The following is a 16,876-nucleotide window of genomic DNA, read 5'->3' on the forward strand; positions in this document are numbered from 1 at the left end:
AGGCTCGCCTCGCCGCAATTGGATTGACAAAAATCAGCCTCAATCGCTTACCTAAAAAAGCGTTTATAGCTATCTATTTTGAGTTACCAGGTGACCGCATGACCGATAACGCGCACACAGTTTCCACTTCCCCGCAGGCAACGCCCCTGGTGGAAGTCAATGGCATCGAGGTCATCTACAACCATGTGATCCTGGTGCTCAAGGGCGTCTCTCTGCAAGTGCCGCACCAGAGCATCGTGGCCCTGCTGGGCGGCAATGGCGCGGGCAAGACAACAACGCTGCGCGCCATCTCCAATCTACTCAAGGGCGAGCGCGGTGAAGTCACCAAGGGCGGCATCACGCTGGAGGGCGAGCAGATCGCCAACCTCTCGCCGGCCGACCTGGTCAAGCGCGGGGTGGTGCAGGTCATGGAAGGCCGGCACTGCTTTGCCCACCTGAGCATTGAAGAAAACCTGTTGACGGGCAGCTACACCCGCACGGACAAGGGCGAGATTGCCGCCAATCTCGAGAAGGTCTACAACTACTTCCCGCGCCTCAAGACCCGGCGCACCAGCCAGGCCGCCTATACCTCGGGCGGCGAGCAGCAGATGTGCGCCATCGGCCGCGCGCTGATGAGCAACCCGCGTATGGTTTTGCTGGACGAGCCCTCCATGGGCCTGGCGCCGCAGATCGTGGACGAGGTCTTTCACATCGTCAAAGACCTCAACAGCAAGGAAAAAGTCACCTTCCTGCTGGCCGAGCAGAACACCAATATGGCGCTCAAATACGCCGACTACGGCTACATCATGGAAAGCGGGCGCATCGTCATGGACGGCTCAGCCAAGGATCTGGCCAGCAACGAGGACGTCAAGGAGTTCTACCTGGGCGTGGGCGGCGGTGAGCGCAAGAGTTTCAAGGATGTGAAAAGCTACAAGCGTCGCAAGCGCTGGCTGGCGTAACGGATACCCCCCTGAGCGGCTGCACCGCTTCCCCCAAGGGGGACGACAGCCTCGCTGCGCGGCGGCGCTTGCTCGCCGCCTCTCGCTGGGTGCAGGTCAGTTCTCAGAGCTAGCGCCCATTGTTTTCCGTTTTGTTTGCAGATTTCCCCACAGGATTTGCCATGAGTGACTTCTACGACTCCCTGGAAATACGCAGCCCTGATGAGCGCGAAGCGACATTGATGGCTGCATTACCCGCGCAGATCGCCCATGCCCAGCAGCGCTCGGCTGCGTTTGCCGAGATCCTCAAGGGCGTGGATGCGGCCAGCATCACCAGCCGAGCGGCTCTGGCGCAACTGCCGGTGACGCGCAAGAGCGAGCTGCTGGAGCGCCAGGCTGCACAGCGTCCGCAGCAGATTTTTGGCGGCTTCAACGCCATCGACCTGGGCCACGACATGCCCAGGCTGTTTGCCAGCCCCGGCCCCATCTACGAACCCGAAAGCCGTCGCCCCGATTACTGGCGCATGGCGCGCTCCATGTACGCCGCAGGCTTCAGGGCCGGCGAGCTGGTGCACAACTGCTTCAGCTATCACTTCGTGCCCGCCGGATCGATGATGGAAACCGGTGCCCAGGCACTGGGTTGCACGGTGTTTGCAGGCGGCACGGGCCAGACCGAGCAGCAGGTGCAGGCCATGGCCGATCTGCGGCCAGCCGCCTATGTGGGCACGCCCAGCTTTCTGAAAATCATTGTGGAAAAGGCCCAGGAGATGGGAGTGAAGCTGCCCAGCCTGACCAAGGCCATGGTCAGCGGCGAAGCCTTTCCGCCTTCACTCAGCCAATGGATGCGCGAGCATGGCATCGACGCATACCAGAGCTACGGCACGGCCGATCTGGGCCTCATTGCCTATGAAACCAGCGCGCGCGAAGGCCTGGTTCTGGACGAGGGCGTGATCGTGGAGATCGTACGCCCTGGAACCGGCGACCCTGTGGCCGAGGGCGAGGTGGGCGAGCTGGTCATCACCACGCTCAACCCCGACTATCCGCTGATCCGCTTCGGCACGGGCGATCTCTCGGCCTATCTTCCAGGAGCCTGTCCCACGGGCCGCACCAATGCCCGCATCAAAGGCTGGATGGGCCGCGCCGACCAGACCACCAAGGTCCGCGGCATGTTTGTGCATGCCAAACAGGTGGCTGAGGTCGCCAAGCGCTTTCCTCAGATCGCCAGGGCCAGGCTGGTGGTGACGGGTGAGATGGCCAACGACCAGATGCAGTTGCTGGTTGAAACCACAGAAACCGCGCCGGGCTTTGCCCTGCAGGTGATCGACGCCTTGCGAGAAGTCACCAAGCTGCGCGGCGAAGTGCAGATGGTATCTCCTGGCAGCCTGCCCAATGACGGCAAGGTGATCGAGGACGCGCGTTCCTATCAGTGAAGAGCAGCAGGCTTCGGCTGACTCTGCGGCCTAAAGGCTGTGTACCGGGACCAAGCCCCTGATCATGTGTCGCCAATACGCGACAGGCAACCAGTTTGCTTTAACGCAAATGCAATGTGATCGCCCGCTCCATCAAGGGATAACACTTAGAAAATAACAAAAACCCCACAGATTAGCGCTACCTAGAATCCGGCTTTACGTCACGAAAAGCGAACCGTCCTGGTCTGCTTGCACATTATTTTTAGGGAGACACTGTGAAAACTATTTTCAAGATCGCCACCATTGCTCTGGCTGCCACCGCTGCCATCAGCAGCCATGCCGACAGCTACCCTGCCGCTGGCAAGACGATCACGATCATTGTGCCTTTCACGGCAGGCGGCCCCACCGACAAGGTGGCACGCGACCTGGCCGAATCCATGCGCAAGCAGCTGAACAACGCCACCATCGTCATCGACAACGCAGACGGTGCCGGCAGCACGATTGGCACGGCCAAGGCAGCACGCGCACGCAATGACGGCTACACGCTGCTGCTGACGCATATCGGCATGTCCACCATCCCGACGCTGTACCGCAAGCTGTCCTTCAACGTGCTCAACGACTTCGAGTACGCCGGCATCATCAACGATGTGCCCATGACACTGATCGGTCGCCCCACCCTGCCCGCCAAGAACTTCGCCGAAGTCAAGGACTGGGTCAGCAAGAACCAGGGCAAGGTGAATCTGGCCAACGCCGGCGTGGGCTCGGCCTCGCACCTGTGCGGCCTGATGTTCCAGGCCTCGCTGCAGCAGGACATGACGCCCGTTCCCTACAAGGGTGCAGCTCCTGCGATTGCCGACCTGATGGGCAACCAGGTGGACCTGCTGTGCGACCAGACCACCAACACCACTTCGCAGATTGCCGCCAAGAAGGTCCAGGCCTATGCCGTGACCACTGCCAAGCCTCTGACCACGCCTGCACTCAAAGACCTGCCCACGCTGCAATCCCTGGGTCTGAAGGACTTCAACGTGACCATCTGGCACGGTCTGTACGCCCCCAAGGGCACGCCTGCCGATGTGGTGCAAAAGATCAACGAAGCCATGAAGGCTTCGCTCAAGGACCCCGAGTTCATCAAGCGCCAGGAAGCCCTGGGTGCCGTGATTGCCACGGACGACCGCACCAACCCTGCCGGCCACAAAAAGTTTGTGGAGTCTGAAATCGCCAAGTGGGGCAAGGTCATCAAGGCCGCCGGCATCTACGCCGACTGACAGGGCGCGAGCTCGTAAAAAACAGAAAGCCTGCATCTGCAGGCTTTTTTTTGGGGTGCCCGGAAGGGGATGGAACTTACCAGGTCACTTCCTTGCCGTCGGCGGCACTGCGCCTGAGCATGTCGACAAAAGGCACGATGCGTTGGCCCAGGGCCACGCTGTCCTGGCTCGCAGGCGCGGCATCTTCGTCCTGCGCGTCGTCTTCCGGCTGCTTGCGCCTAACTGCCTCCTCGGCGGCAGCCGCCTCCAGCGCGGCAATGGCGGCTGGAATCTGCTCCACGGTGATGATGCCGTGTACCTCGTCGGGCGACTTGCCGATGATTTCCAGCAGCTTGCGGCCGTTGGCGTCCAGCATGATGAGGTCTGCCGTGGCACGCGATTTGAATTTGTAGGGCATGGAGCGGTTCCTTCAACGGTAGATGTATTCGCGGTTAAAAGGATAGCCGCTCTGCGCACCGGTCATCGCGCCGCTGCGCAGATCGCCATCAGGTTTGCTGCACAGCATCTGATGCAGCGCAATCCAGCCATGCTCGAAGCCCATGGCCGATCCTGCCAGATAGAGGCGGTAAGCACGCAGCGCCTTAGCGGCTTTTTCCTCGTCATACTGGGTCTGCAAAATGGCCTGTGCCTCGCCCAGCCGGGACTCCAGCGTATCCGACCAGGCCCATAGCGTGCGTGCATAGTGCGGGCGCAAGTTTTCGGTGTCCACCATCTCCAGCCCGCTGGCAGCCAGGTCATGCAGCACGCGGCTGACATGCATGAGTTCGCCTCCGGGAAAGATGTAACGGTTGATGAACTCGCCCATGCCGGCGCCCAGCTCCACATTGCTGACGCCGCCCGCCGTGATGCCATGGACCAATGCAAGACCGCCAGGCCTGAGCATGGAATAAATGGTTTGGAAGTATTCCTCCAGATTGGCGCTGCCCACGTGCTCGAACATGCCGACCGAGCCGATCTTGTCGAACGGCTCCACATCACCCATTTGCCGGTAATCACGCAGCTCGACCTGGACCTTGCCCTGCAGGCCCTTCTCGGCAATCAGGCGCTGCACATGCTCGAACTGGTTGCGCGACAGCGTGATGCCATGGGCCTGAGCACCGTAATGCTCGGCCGCCCAGAAGATCAACCCGCCCCAGCCGGAACCTATGTCCCAGAAGCGCTCTCCGGGCTGGAGCTTGAGCTTTTTGCAGATGTGATCGAGCTTGGCCTCCTGCGCCTGCGCCAGGCTCATGCCCTGCTCTTTGTAATAAGCGCAGGAATAGACGCGGCGCGGGTCCAGCCACAGCGCGTAGAAGTCGTCGGAGAGATCGTAATGAAACTGAATCTGCTCGGCATCGCGGGTCAGCGTGTGCATGGCCAGCGACCTGGCCTTGGAGACCGTCTGCCCCAGCCAGGAGGGCGTATGACTGACCGGATCACCGCGCAGCAGCCCGGCCGCTGCCGCCATGATGTCGCGGGAGCTGCCCTTGACCTCCACCCAGCCCTCGACGATGGCCGAACCAATCGAGCCGATCTGACCATCCAGCAGCGCCGCAACAGCCTTGGGAGAGCGAAAAATGAGTTGAACCGCACTGCGTTCAGGCCCGATATGCTCGCCCGAGGGAAGCTGTATCGATGCAGTCACAGGAAGTCTTGCTAGCAGCGGCTCCAATGTGCTCAACAGGTTTTTCATGAAAACCATTGTTCACATCGACTATGGCAGGGTCAAGACGGAAAACATCCCTGCCTAAAACTGCCTCCAGGTCTGGCAGAGGATCAGTTGCGGGCTTTCACCAGCCTGTCGTAGGCCTTAAGGGTGGCGGGGGCCACAGACTGCAGCACTTGTTCATAAGCCGTCTTGTGACGCGCCAGCAAGCGCATGGAAGCAACGGTGCGGCTGCGGCAGAACCAGTGGCAAGTGTGCTGCATCAGCATCAACTCGGCCGTCATGGTGAAGGCTCGGCGCTTGCGCTCTTCCTCGTCGGCCGCATCCCCCACACGGGCAGCCGCCAGCGCCTGGGCATGAAGCTTCATGGTTTCGCGCACATCCATGGTAACCGATGGCAGAACCCGGGTCATATAGGGCAGCGCCAGCGGCAGGGTACTTGCACGCGTCTGCTCGGCCGGCAAGGTGGCGAACTCATCCGCGAAACGCTGAAACTGGCTCACCAGACTGCTCTCGGTATTGGCCAGCACGGGCCAGATCTGTTCACGTCGCTGCACATCCTTCTCGCCGATGACACGCAGATATCCCTCCATCAGATTGGCCATGAGCTTCTCGATCTGAAAGCGTGCCAGATGCTGGGCCAGAAGCTGGGTGTGCTGGCGCTGCTCCCGCTTCTTGAGCACGTAGAGCACGGTGGTGACAATGATGGCGAGCGTTAGAAAATCCATGAAGCGAAACCAGACAGGCGGACAAGCGCAATGAGAAAAAGGATGAGTGTAGTCAGCCTGAGGGCTTTGCTGGTAATTAGTGCCGCAATTGCAGGTCTGACGGGCTGCAGCAGCGCCGGCTATTACTGGCAAGGTTTCAAGGGACAGATGCAGATTCTTCAGGCCGCACGACCTATCGATGACTGGCTGGCAGAAGACAGTACCTCCGCAGCACTGCGTCAGCGCCTGCAGACCGCGCAACAGATGCGCCGCTTCGCCAGCCTGGAGCTGGCTCTGCCCGACAACGCCAGCTACACCCGCTACGCCCAGCTGCAGCGTCCGTTTGCCGTCTGGAACGTGGTGGCAGCCCCGGCCTACAGCCTGGAGATGCACCAATGGTGCTTTCCCGTCACCGGTTGCATTGCCTACCGAGGCTACTTCAGCAAGAGCGACGCACAGGCGCAGGCACAAACGCTTCAGTCCCTGGGGTTGGAAACCAGCGTCTATGGCGTGCCGGCCTACTCCACGCTGGGCTATCTGAACTGGCTGGGCGGCGACCCCTTGCTCAGCACCTTCACCTCCTGGCAGGAGGGCGACTTTGCCGGCCTGCTGTTCCACGAACTGGCCCATCAGCTGCTGTATGTGAAGAATGACACGGCCTTCAACGAATCTTTTGCCACCACGGTGGAACGCATGGCCACACCCTTGTGGCTGCACAGCCATGCCAGCGCCGCCACGCAACAACGCTGGCAACAGAGCCTGCAGCGGCGCGAGCTATGGCAGCAGCTGACGCGCGAGACCCGTCAGCGCCTGCAACAAATTTATGAGCAGAAAAATACTCAAACCGTTGATGCCAAAGCGCTGGAAGCCATCAAAAGCAAAGTATTTGACGAATTCCGCGCCACTTACACGCAGCTCAGAGCGCAATGGATTGCCACTGACGAGCCCCTGCTGACCAGCATCGCCCTGCGCGAGCAGTATTACCGGCGCCTGACCCAGACCGATGAATGGGTGGCGCAGGCCAATAACGCCAGTTTCGGAGCCCTTGCCGCCTATGACGACTGGGTGCCGGCCATGACTCGCTGGTGGCTGCAGCTGCGCGGCGAAGGCCCGGCCACTCCAGAGACCTGGCGCGGCTTCTATACCCAGATGCGCGAGCTGTCAGCCTTGCCTGCTGAAGAACGCAAGCTGCGGCTATGCGCCCAATGGGGAGAAGCGGCAAAAACAGCGACTCAGTGCCAATAAATACGTCAAATTGACATAAAACAATTTTTTACACGGGTTAGCCATATAGGAGGCTTCAGCGGTTTTTAAGAAAGTCTCGCCAGACTTCTCCGATACCTATTTTTTGCCGTCTGCCGTGGCTACCCAAGACTCCGTTTCTGCCCCATTTTTCAAGGGGTTTTTTCAACCTCGAACGCCTCAGTTCATCGCTCTGGCCCTGGCCATCTGGCTGACACTGACGGCCAACTGGGCCCTGTGGCTGCGCCTGCCTTCCCTGGACGGCTATCACGGCAGTCCGGCCCTGCTTGCCCTGCGGGTTGTGCCGCTGGTGCTTGGTGCCAGCCTTCTGCTGACCTCTTTGTTTGCCTGGCCGCGCTTTACCAAGCCCCTCTGGGTTGCGCTGCTGCTGGTGGCGGCCAGTTCCCAGTACTTCATGGTCAGCTACGGCACCGTGATGGACAAGGGCATGATTCACAACATCCTGCAGACCGATGCGCGCGAAAGCTCGGACTTGTTCAACATCAAGCTGCTGGCCGAGGTGTTGATCATCGCCATACTGCCCGCCATCTGGCTGTGGAAAACCCCGCTCAAGCGTGCTAACAGCGCCTGGCGCAATATGCTGCGCACCGCATTGCTGCTGCTGGGCGGCATTGCCCTGATAGCCGCATCGCTGGCCGTTTCGTACCGTGATCTGGCCCCCGTGGTGCGCAACAATCTTTGGCTGCGCTACATGATCAACCCGATCAACCCCGTGCTGTCCGCTGCCTCGGTGGCGCTGGACCCCATACTCAACAAGCCCAGGCCCTTTGTCAGTATCACGGGTGGCGCAGCTCTGGGTGCCAGCTATGCGGCAGCCCAGAAACCGCCGCTGTTGGTTCTGGTGGTCGGCGAGACTGCACGCGCCAAGAACTTCAGCCTCAACGGTTATGAGCGCGATACCAACCCTGAGCTGGCCAAGCGCGACGTGCTGAGCTGGCGCAATGCCCGCTCCTGCGGCACCAGCACCCGCGAATCGGTGCCCTGCATGTTCTCCAACCTGGGCCGCGAAGGCTTTTACGCCTCCAAGGTCGAGCATGACAACCTGCTTGACGTACTGCAGGCTGCCGGCCTGGCCGTGCTCTGGGTGGACAACCAGGCCGGCTGCAAAGGCGTGTGCAAGCGCATCCCCATGGCTGATACCGCCGACAGCGTGAATACGCCGGCCGGCAAGGCGCTGTGCGCCCAGGATGGCGAATGCCTGGATGCACTGCTGCTCAGCGGCCTGGACGAGCGCATCGCCAAGCTGGACCCCGCACGCCGCGCAAAGGGCCTGGTACTGGTCATGCACCAGATGGGCAGTCACGGCCCCGATTACTTCAAGCGCTCCACGGCAGACCTCAAGGCGTTCAAGCCCGAGTGCGCCACCAATGCACTGTCCAGCTGCTCGCAGCAAAGCGTGGTCAATGTCTACGACAACTCCATTCGCTATACCGACCACTTCCTGGCCCAGACCATAGACTGGCTCAAGACTCAGCAAAGCCAGTTTGAAACCGGCATGTTCTACATGTCCGACCATGGCGAATCGCTGGGCGAGCTCGGTGTCTATTTGCACGGCATGCCTTACGCCATGGCGCCCGACAATCAAAAACATGTGCCCATGATTGCCTGGCTGGGAACGCTGGGTGCTCGCACCGGCCTGAATCAGAGCTGCCTGAGCAAGACGCTGGACCAGCCGCTCTCGCATGACAACCTGTTTCATACAGTAATGGGTCTGATGGATGTCACCTCACCGACCTACAAGCAGCCACTGGATGCATTTGCCAGCTGCCGCACGGCCAGCTAGGCATTGACTACAAAGCACAAAAAGGCCAGCCGGATCAATGATCCGGCTGGCCTTTCTCGTTTTCAGGTGCTGCGCTCAGAAACAGTGCATCATTCGCCCTGAGAGCCGCGGCGCGCCCAGCCCGTGGTGTGCTTTTCCAGCAGATTGAACAACTCGTACATCACCATGGCCATAGCCCCCACCACGATCAGCCCCGCAAAGGCCAGGCCCATCTGCATGGAAGATCCGGCTGAGACCAGCAGATAGCCGATACCCTCGTTGGCAGCCGTCATCTCGCTGACCGTGGTGCCGACGAAGGCCAGCGTGATCGCGACCTTGAGCGAGCCGTAGAAATACGGCAGGGAGCGCGGCAGTCCGACCTTGATCAGCACGTCCCAGCGCTTGGCCCCCAGCACGCGCAGCACATCCTCCAGTTCGGGCTCCAGCGTGGCAAGCCCCGTGGCGATATTGACCATGATGGGGAAGAAGCTGATCAGAAAGGCCGTGAGAATGGCCGGGCCTGCGCCGATGCCGAACCAGACCACCAGAATCGGCACGAACGCTGCCTTGGGCAAGGCGTTGAAAGCCGTCATCAGCGGGTAGAAGGCTGCATAGGCCAGACGCGAAGAGCCGATCAGAAACCCAAGCAGTACGCCAACCACGATCGCCAAGGCAAAACCTGCCATAGTCACCCAGTAGGTGCGCCAGGCATGCATGGCAATCGTGCCCGCAAACTCATAGAGCTGATGGCCTATGGCCCAGGGGCTTGGGAAGATGAATTCCGAGACGCCGAAGCCCGAACAGATGATCTGCCAGAGCAGGACGATCAGCAGCAACAGCAGCCAGGGGGCCCAGCGCTCGGCGGTTTTTTGATGTTTCATGGAGCGCCTTATTGAAGAATGGCTGCAGCGGTGTCGGTGCCGCTTTTGCGCAGGGCGCCGATATGGCCGCGCAGCTCGTAGACGATGTCCGAGAACTCGGGGGTGTAGGTGACCTCCAGATCGCGCGGGCGCGGCAGGTCGATGTCGCGGCGCACCACGAAGCGGCCCGGGCTCTTGCTCATCACATAGACGGTATCGGCCAGGAAAACGCTCTCGCGCAGATCATGCGTGACCAGGATCACATTGAACTTCTGCTCGGCCTGCAGGTCGCGCAAAATGCACCACAGCTCTTCGCGCGTGAAGGCGTCGAGCGCGCCAAAGGGCTCGTCGAGCAGCAGCATCTGCGGCTCGTGAATCAGGGCGCGGCAGATGCTGGCGCGCTGCTGCATGCCGCCGGAAAGTTGCCAGGGAAACTTGCGCTCATACCCTGCCAGACCCACCTTGCCCAGCAGCTCGATGGCACGTGCCTCGTATTCCTTGCGCTTTTGCTTGAACTGCGAGCGGTGCGGCTCCACGATCTCCAGCGGAAGCAGCACATTGTCCAGCGTGGTGCGCCAGGGCAGCAGCGAGGACGACTGGAAAGCCATGCCCGAGATCTTGAGCGGCCCGGTCACTCGATGGCCATCGACCGTGATGCGCCCCATGGACGGCATCTTCAGGCCCGTCGTGAGCTTCATGAACGTGGACTTTCCACAGCCCGAGGGACCGACGATGGCAATAAACTCGCCGCGCTGTACCGTGAGGTCGATGGCCTCCACCGCAAAGTGGTTGGCCTGCAGCAGCTCTTCGTTATAGGCCAGCCAGACGTCCTTGAATTCGACAAATGGCCGGGCAGCTTCTGTATCTGATGACTTCATAAAACAAGGCTGTAGCGCTTGTCTCACAAGCGCATCCAGCTATCAATCAATGAGCAATTACTTTTTGGGGAAGACGTCCAGATCCGCGACGGGCGGCAGGAAGCGGCCATTCCAGAGCGTCTCGGGGTTCACGCGTGTCTTGGTCGCATAGACGTCCGAGATCTGGGAAGCCATCAGTGCCATGCGTGTGGGGCTGACCTGGCCAAAGCCCTCGCCGCGCGCATCGGCGGTGTTGATCACCGTGTCGATCGCCAGCTGCAGACGACGGGTCTCGAGCGCCGAGTTGACGATGCCGTCGCGCTCCTTCACATAGGCGATGGCACTGCCGGGATTGGCCATGACCTCCTTGGCGCCCTTGCTGAAGGCCTTGAGGAAGGCACGCACGGCTTCGGGGTTCTCGCGCACCAGCTTGGCGCTGGCGATGATGGCGTTGCCATAGAGCTTGACGCCGTTGTCGGCGAACGGCATGACCGTCACATCGGCGGCCTTGACGCCGCGCGCCTCCAGGTTCAGCAGCGAGGTAAAGGTAAAGCCCGTGATGGCATCGATATCGCCGCGCACCAGCATGGTCTCGCGCAGCGGCGGATCCATTGTGGTCCATTGCACATCGCCGACCTTGTTGGCCTTGGCAAACAACGGAAAGCCGCGTCGACCTGCATCAAAGACCGGCGCTCCCAGCTTCTTGCCCGTCAGGTCCGTCGGCTTGGCGATGGCGCTCTTCTTGAGCGCCATGACCGAGGCCGGCGTGTTGTTGTAGACCATCATCACGGCCACGGGCTTGTCCTTGACTTCGGGGTTGTTGGCATGAAACTCCATGAGCGCGGCCAGATCGGCAAAGCCCATGTCGTAGGAGCCCGATGCCACGCGCTGGATGGCGCCGCCCGAGCCGCTGCCGGCATCCACCGTCACATTGAGCCCAGCAGCCTGGAAATAGCCCTTGGCGACTGGCTGCAGAAACAGCGCCGCAGGTCCTTCAAAACGCCAGTCGAGCTGAAATTTGATAGGCGTTGCGGCAAAGGCTGTCGTGGCGCTGGCAAAGCTGCCAAGGGCCAGAACGGATTGCAGAAACAGGCGCTTGGTTTGCATGGTGGCTTCCCTCTCTCTATGTCAATGAATTGCGGTTGAATGCGTGCCGGGGCTCAGACCTTCCAGGCGCCCTGGTGCGAACTGCTGGCCTCTTCGATCAAGGCCGGCCCAATGCATTCGATGGCGTGCGAAGCGGCCTGAAACACATCGCGGCAGGACAGCTCTGCATCCTTCTGATCGAGCCGCTCGCCACGGAACACGCGCAGCCGCTCGGCATCGATGCCATAGACCACGCGGCCGATGGCGGACCAGAAGATGGCACCAGCGCACATCACGCAGGGCTCGGCCGAGGAATACAGCGTGGCGCGCGTCAGTTCATCGCGTGAATGCAGGGGGCTGGCCAGGCGGATGGCGGACAGCTCGGCATGGGCCGTGCAATCGCCGCTTTCGCCGTTGGCATTGCTGGCCCGGGCCAGCACGCGTCCGTCGGCCGCCACGATCAGCGCGCCAAACGGACGGTTGCCGCGCTCGCGCGCCATATCGGCAAGCGCAATGGCTTCACGCAGATAGCGGCCATCGCTGTCGTTCAATGTCTGGGCTTGAGGCAGAGACATGGAGGCTTCCTCCTCAGGCCTTGAGCATGCGCGCCGACCTGGCGGGCAGCATGCTGCTGTTGAACAGTGCGTCGGCAGACGGCGTGGTCTTGAGCGCAAAGGTCTGCACCACGCTGTCTAGCTGCTGCTCCATCAAACGCTTGCTGAAGTCGCCCAGTCCATGGCTTTTCGTGTCTGCCGCAGCCACGTACTGCGCGGTGATGGACCAGCGCTCCAGCTCCAGCCTCTCATCGAGAATCGGCTCACGCTGGCGCACGGCGGCAATGCCTGCTGCGGGGTTGGCAAGGCATTCCACAATCGCACGGTTGGTGGCGCGCAGGAAAGCGGCTACGACCTGCGGCTTCTCGGCGATCAGCTGGCTGGACGCCAGGATCGCATTGCCATACAGATGAACGCCGGCATCGCTATAGCGCAGTATGGAAAGCTCCTCGGGCTTGAGGCGCGCAAACAGAGATACCGCCGAGTCATGGAAATAGGTGGCGGCATCCACATCGCCACGCACTATGACGTTGTCGCGTGCCGAGAACTCCGTCGTCGACCAGGCGAAAAGGTCGGCGGGCAGGTTCTTGCGCCGCGCCACCATGGGCCAGGCACGGCGCGTGGACTCCACCGCCGCTGCTGCCACCTTCTTGCCCCTAAGGCTTGCGAAGTCCGGCGTGATGCCTCTGTCCTTGCGTCCGATGATCACAAAGGGCGTGCGGTTGTAGTACTGGTAGACGGCCTGCACGCGCGGCGTGCCGGCGTTCTGCGCATTGAACTCGATCAGCGAACTGATATCACCCAGTCCGAGCTGGTAGGCACCGCTGGCGATACGAGTAATCGAAGCCACCGAGCCCGACCCTACGTCCAGACTCACATCCAGCCCCTCATCGCGGTAGTAGCCGTTTTGCTGGGCCAGAAAAAACGGTGCGGTCTGGCCGTTGACGCGGAAATCCAGCGTGAATTTCAGAGGTGTCAGCGACTTTCCCTGGGCATGCACCCAGGGCGCACTGCACAAAGGCAAAGCAGCAAGAAATTGGCGACGTTGCATGAAGGAACTCTCAGGTCTCTGGCGACAGGATTGCCGGCGGCGGCAGCCACTGGCAGGACTTGAGCAATTTCCGGGCACTGCACACAGAGGCAGGCTGAACGCTTCTACTCGTTCAACCTTCTAGCAATTGGCGTGCCTGCTTTTGCTTACCGCTTGCAGCGGTATCAACAAGGTGCACGTCCGAGCCGCGCATGCATGGATTCATGCACGCCAGTGCACCAGTTTGAAGCCATGCACCAAAACCAAGAGTGCGCGTTCCCTGGTAAATGACTGGCACGCTGTTTGCTGCACTCAAATCAAGAGTAGAAGCGTTCAGCACGGTGCTCTGGCCCTTGTCGGTCAGCAGCTTCGCGGGTCATTGCTCTTGAAGTGGGTGCGGCACACAGCCGCGCCTGGTATCCACACTTCAGATGCCCGCCACACCAAGCCGCAGAGGCAACACCGGCGCCTGAAGTCATTGCAAGAGAAATTCCTATGCAGACCACGAACAGCCACTCTTACAGCCTTGGCGAGCTGGACAAGGAGGCCCGTATGGGCGGGCAAGGCGCAGAAACTTCGGCGCGCGAAGTTCGCGTCATAGACATCAGCGACTTCGAGCAGCGCAAGCAGGAGATTGCCGAGCAGATCTGGAGCGCTTCGGTGGAAATCGGCTTCTTCCAGGTGTCCGGCCACGGCATAGCCCAGGCCGATATCGACGCCGCATTCGGCAGGGCCGAACAGCTGTTTGCCCTGCCGCCCGAAACCAAGGCGCAATGGCCGCTATCGCGCAACGCAGGCTGGGAGCACAAGGCGCAGATCCGCCCCTCCACGCGCACCCCCGACCAAAAGGAGTCCTATCAGGTCACGCGTCCCCGCATGCAGGGTCTGTGGCCCAGCGAGCAGGAGCTGCCGGGATTCCAGCAGGCCACGCTGGCCTTCGAGCACCAGTGCTGGCAGGTGGGCATGCAGTTGCTGTCCTGCTTTGCCTACAAGCTGGGCTTTGATGAGGAGTTCTTCACCCGCGCACATGACCCCGCCGTGCCCAGCTACCAGAGTACGCTGCGCATGCTGCATTACTTTGCCGTGGACCCTGCTCTCAAGGACGAAATCGGCCTGTGGCGTGCAGGCGCACATACGGACTTCGACTGCCTGACGCTGTTGTTCCAGCGCGCCGGCCAGGGTGGGCTACAGGTGCTGCCTGGCAAGGAGGCAGATGCCCAGCAATGGACGCCCGTGAAGCCCGTGGATGGCGTCATCACCTGCAATATCGGCGACATGCTGATGCGCTGGAGCGACGACCAGTTGCCCAGCAACTTCCACCGCGTGCGCAACCCCCAGCCCCATGAGTACCAGGGCGCACGCTACAGCCTGGCCTTCTTCTGCCAGGCCAATGAGGATGCGGTGATCGAAGGGCCGGCCCAGAAATATCCGCCCATCACGGGAGCGGAATACCTGCGCCAGCGCATCAGTGCCAATTTTTCGAACCGGTACTGAGACCCTCTGAGCAGCCCTGCCGCGTCCCCCAAGGGAACGGGGCGGCGCTTCCTCAATACCCCTTTGAGGATGCACCAGCCCCCGTCTTTAGCGCAGTGTGATGTGGTCTGAATTGAAACGACAAGGCCCCGGAATCCGGGGCCTTGTCGGCAATCAGGGGGGAGCAGATCAGCGCAGCGACTCGATGAGATCGATGTACTGCTGCTTGGCTTCATCCGACGTCGTGCCTTCCAGCTTGGCCCAGGCATCCCACTTGGCGCGCGCCACCATGTCGGTGAAGCTGGGCTTCTTGGCTTCGTTGTCGCCTTCGGTGGCCTGCTTGTACAAGGCATAGATCCTGAGCAAGGTGGCGTTGTCAGGACGCTCGCCGAGTGAGGTGGAATTCTTGACGGTTTCTTCGAACCGGGCGTTGAGATCGGACATGAAAGGTCTCCTGGGCTTTAATAGTCGAGGTCAGTGTAGCCAAAAAAACGTCAAATTAGAACGACCGTTCTTTTTATTTCACAAAGTACCGAGACGCCTGCATGCGAGCAGCCCTTTGTGGCACGCTAGCCCTCCAATCCGCCTCTTCGTGATTCGCCCAACGGACAGCCTTCAGAACATTATGCGCAGACCCAGATCAAAGCCCAGTGCACTGCGCGGCTGCATGCCGGGGCTGCTGTTATAGGCCGGCTGCGGCATGATGACCGGGCTGCTGACGGCCAGCGGCGTCACACCCATCACCGCAGGATTGCTGTGTCCATTGCTCACGCTGATACGTGACACCGTGGTGTAGAGCGCCGTACGTTTGGAGAGGTTATGCACATAACCCAAGGCCAGCTTGTTCACCGATGCGTCGCCAGTTCCCTGCCCATTTTTGAATTGCACCCTAGCCACCGACGCCCTGAGCTGATGCAGTCCGACAGGGATTTGCACACCAGCCAGAAGCCCGTCATAGCGGTCTGTGGCCCGCACATCGCTACGCGCATTGCGCACTTGCGACCACTCGCCCAACACGCGGACCGGACCGAAGTTGTACGAGCCTCCCAGGTTCAGGGACTTGATGGTTTCCTTGCGGCCGTTGAAAGTGCCCAGCATGCTTTCGCCATATCCCAGCGCAATATCGGTGGGGCCATTGGCCCAGCCTATGCGGCCTCCCGCATAGCGGCCGCGCCTGGCATCATTTTCCGGGAAGGCATACATCATCTGACCATAAAGTCCGCCCAGCCCTGTCGGCAGGTGGTAGCCGATAGAGTTGTTGGCGCGCAGATAATTGTCCGTGCCTGCCGACAAACCGTTTCCCAGCAAGCGCTCGGGCAGCGTGCCGCTGCTCTGCGTACTCAGTGCACGGTTGATGGCCAGGTTGCTGCTGACCACCGCCAGCAAATTGACGCCCACGCCGTTGACGGAATAGGGATCAAAAGCCCAGTCATTCAGAAACGACGGCGTGTGATCGCGCCCAAGGCGCAGCTCGCCCCAATTGCCCGCCAGGCTGACGGTCGAGCGTCGCCCGAAGTTCAGCGCGCCGCCGCCCGTGTCGTTGGTCACAGGCGCTTCCAGCCACATACTGGCAGACATTCCAGCACCCAGATCTTCAACGGCACGAACACCCAGACGGCTGGCCAGATTACCCGATGGTGACAGCGCCCAGAGACCTTGGCTGGCCGTGCGACCGGAGCCATCCCAGGAATTGCTGCGCACCATGTAGCGGCTGACGCCTGCATCCATGACACCGAACAGCGTCACAGATGACTGAGCGCTGGCCAGACTGCTTGCGGACAGGGCAAAAAAACTCCAGATATAGCGTGAAATACGTGGCATGTCATGTCTCCTTTTCGTTATGAATTCGCGGTCTTGATCCGCGAAGTCACTCTAGAAAAGGAAGGCTGCAGCTCTTGTGCAGTTGATGCCATTCATTGCTTATTTGGTGCCATCAGCCCAAGGTGAAATCCCTAGGAATGTCGCCCCGCCGCATGGCCAATGTCAGACAGAAAAAAGCAGGCGCCTTGACAAAGGAGCCGGCACAGATCTTCGCAATGGCGTTACGC

Annotated in this window: 17 protein-coding genes; 6 read left to right on the top strand and 11 right to left on the bottom strand. The window is 60.8% G+C overall.

Annotated elements, in window-relative coordinates:
- The first annotated feature begins 98 nt into the window (after positions 1-98).
- From DFO48_RS10715 to DFO48_RS10725, 3 genes are all read left to right on the top strand, one after another.
- On the top strand, positions 99-938 hold the full coding sequence (locus DFO48_RS10715) for an ABC transporter ATP-binding protein (RefSeq protein ID WP_003073637.1): 840 nt from the start codon (positions 99-101) through the stop codon (positions 936-938).
- A 161-nt stretch (positions 939-1,099) separates the two neighbouring features.
- The gene (locus DFO48_RS10720) at positions 1,100-2,347 is read left to right on the top strand and encodes a phenylacetate--CoA ligase family protein (protein ID WP_114863355.1); all 1,248 of its coding nucleotides are present in this window, start codon (positions 1,100-1,102) and stop codon (positions 2,345-2,347) included.
- 254 nt (positions 2,348-2,601) lie between these two features.
- Positions 2,602-3,591: a tripartite tricarboxylate transporter substrate-binding protein gene (locus tag DFO48_RS10725; RefSeq protein ID WP_003073641.1), complete on the top strand. Its 990-nt coding sequence runs from the start codon at positions 2,602-2,604 to the stop codon at positions 3,589-3,591.
- Positions 3,592-3,667: 76 nt separating this feature from the next.
- On the opposite strand, the gene DFO48_RS10730 is transcribed toward DFO48_RS10725, so the two are convergent.
- From DFO48_RS10730 to DFO48_RS10740, 3 genes are all read right to left on the bottom strand, one after another.
- Complete coding sequence (locus DFO48_RS10730) at positions 3,668-3,988, bottom strand: DUF1840 domain-containing protein (protein WP_003073644.1); 321 nt, start codon at positions 3,986-3,988, stop codon at positions 3,668-3,670.
- Between the two features lie 12 nt (positions 3,989-4,000).
- Positions 4,001-5,272 (bottom strand): cyclopropane-fatty-acyl-phospholipid synthase family protein, encoded by a 1,272-nt coding sequence (locus DFO48_RS10735; RefSeq protein WP_114863356.1) that lies wholly within the window; start codon positions 5,270-5,272, stop codon positions 4,001-4,003.
- A 74-nt stretch (positions 5,273-5,346) separates the two neighbouring features.
- Positions 5,347-5,964, bottom strand: coding sequence for a hypothetical protein (locus DFO48_RS10740; protein ID WP_114863357.1), 618 nt, complete (start codon positions 5,962-5,964; stop codon positions 5,347-5,349).
- 42 nt (positions 5,965-6,006) lie between these two features.
- Between DFO48_RS10740 and DFO48_RS10745 the strand changes: the two genes are divergently transcribed.
- Together DFO48_RS10745 and DFO48_RS10750 are read left to right on the top strand one after the other, a co-directional pair.
- On the top strand, positions 6,007-7,188 hold the full coding sequence (locus tag DFO48_RS10745; RefSeq protein WP_114863358.1) for an aminopeptidase: 1,182 nt from the start codon (positions 6,007-6,009) through the stop codon (positions 7,186-7,188).
- 103 nt (positions 7,189-7,291) lie between these two features.
- Positions 7,292-8,989 (top strand): phosphoethanolamine--lipid A transferase, encoded by a 1,698-nt coding sequence (locus tag DFO48_RS10750; protein ID WP_114863359.1) that lies wholly within the window; start codon positions 7,292-7,294, stop codon positions 8,987-8,989.
- 89 nt (positions 8,990-9,078) lie between these two features.
- Here DFO48_RS10750 and DFO48_RS10755 read toward each other — a convergent pair whose 3' ends face one another.
- The 6 genes from DFO48_RS10755 to DFO48_RS25145 all read right to left on the bottom strand — a co-directional run bounded on the left by DFO48_RS10755 (position 9,079) and on the right by DFO48_RS25145 (position 13,695).
- Entirely contained in the window at positions 9,079-9,849 is a 771-nt protein-coding gene (locus tag DFO48_RS10755; RefSeq protein ID WP_003073654.1) for an ABC transporter permease, read from the bottom strand.
- 8 nt (positions 9,850-9,857) lie between these two features.
- A complete protein-coding gene (locus DFO48_RS10760) occupies positions 9,858-10,706 on the bottom strand; it encodes an ABC transporter ATP-binding protein (protein ID WP_114863360.1) in 849 nt (282 codons plus the stop codon).
- A 57-nt stretch (positions 10,707-10,763) separates the two neighbouring features.
- A complete protein-coding gene (locus tag DFO48_RS10765; protein WP_114863361.1) occupies positions 10,764-11,792 on the bottom strand; it encodes an ABC transporter substrate-binding protein in 1,029 nt (342 codons plus the stop codon).
- Positions 11,793-11,845: 53 nt separating this feature from the next.
- Complete coding sequence (locus tag DFO48_RS10770; protein ID WP_114863362.1) at positions 11,846-12,346, bottom strand: nucleoside deaminase; 501 nt, start codon at positions 12,344-12,346, stop codon at positions 11,846-11,848.
- Positions 12,347-12,359: 13 nt separating this feature from the next.
- On the bottom strand, positions 12,360-13,376 hold the full coding sequence (locus tag DFO48_RS10775; protein ID WP_114863363.1) for an ABC transporter substrate-binding protein: 1,017 nt from the start codon (positions 13,374-13,376) through the stop codon (positions 12,360-12,362).
- 112 nt (positions 13,377-13,488) lie between these two features.
- Positions 13,489-13,695: a hypothetical protein gene (locus tag DFO48_RS25145; protein ID WP_147282734.1), complete on the bottom strand. Its 207-nt coding sequence runs from the start codon at positions 13,693-13,695 to the stop codon at positions 13,489-13,491.
- Between the two features lie 155 nt (positions 13,696-13,850).
- Between DFO48_RS25145 and DFO48_RS10780 the strand changes: the two genes are divergently transcribed.
- Positions 13,851-14,849, top strand: coding sequence for an isopenicillin N synthase family oxygenase (locus DFO48_RS10780; RefSeq protein ID WP_003073665.1), 999 nt, complete (start codon positions 13,851-13,853; stop codon positions 14,847-14,849).
- Between the two features lie 168 nt (positions 14,850-15,017).
- On the opposite strand, the gene DFO48_RS10785 is transcribed toward DFO48_RS10780, so the two are convergent.
- Positions 15,018-15,272: an acyl-CoA-binding protein gene (locus DFO48_RS10785; RefSeq protein WP_003073666.1), complete on the bottom strand. Its 255-nt coding sequence runs from the start codon at positions 15,270-15,272 to the stop codon at positions 15,018-15,020.
- A gap of 171 nt (positions 15,273-15,443) precedes the next feature.
- Complete coding sequence (locus DFO48_RS10790) at positions 15,444-16,649, bottom strand: porin (protein ID WP_114863364.1); 1,206 nt, start codon at positions 16,647-16,649, stop codon at positions 15,444-15,446.
- Between the last annotated feature and the right edge of the window lie 227 nt (positions 16,650-16,876).

The sequence above is a fragment of the Comamonas sp. AG1104 genome (assembly GCF_003350425.1).
In the GTDB taxonomy this organism is placed as follows: domain Bacteria; phylum Pseudomonadota; class Gammaproteobacteria; order Burkholderiales; family Burkholderiaceae_C; genus Comamonas; species Comamonas testosteroni.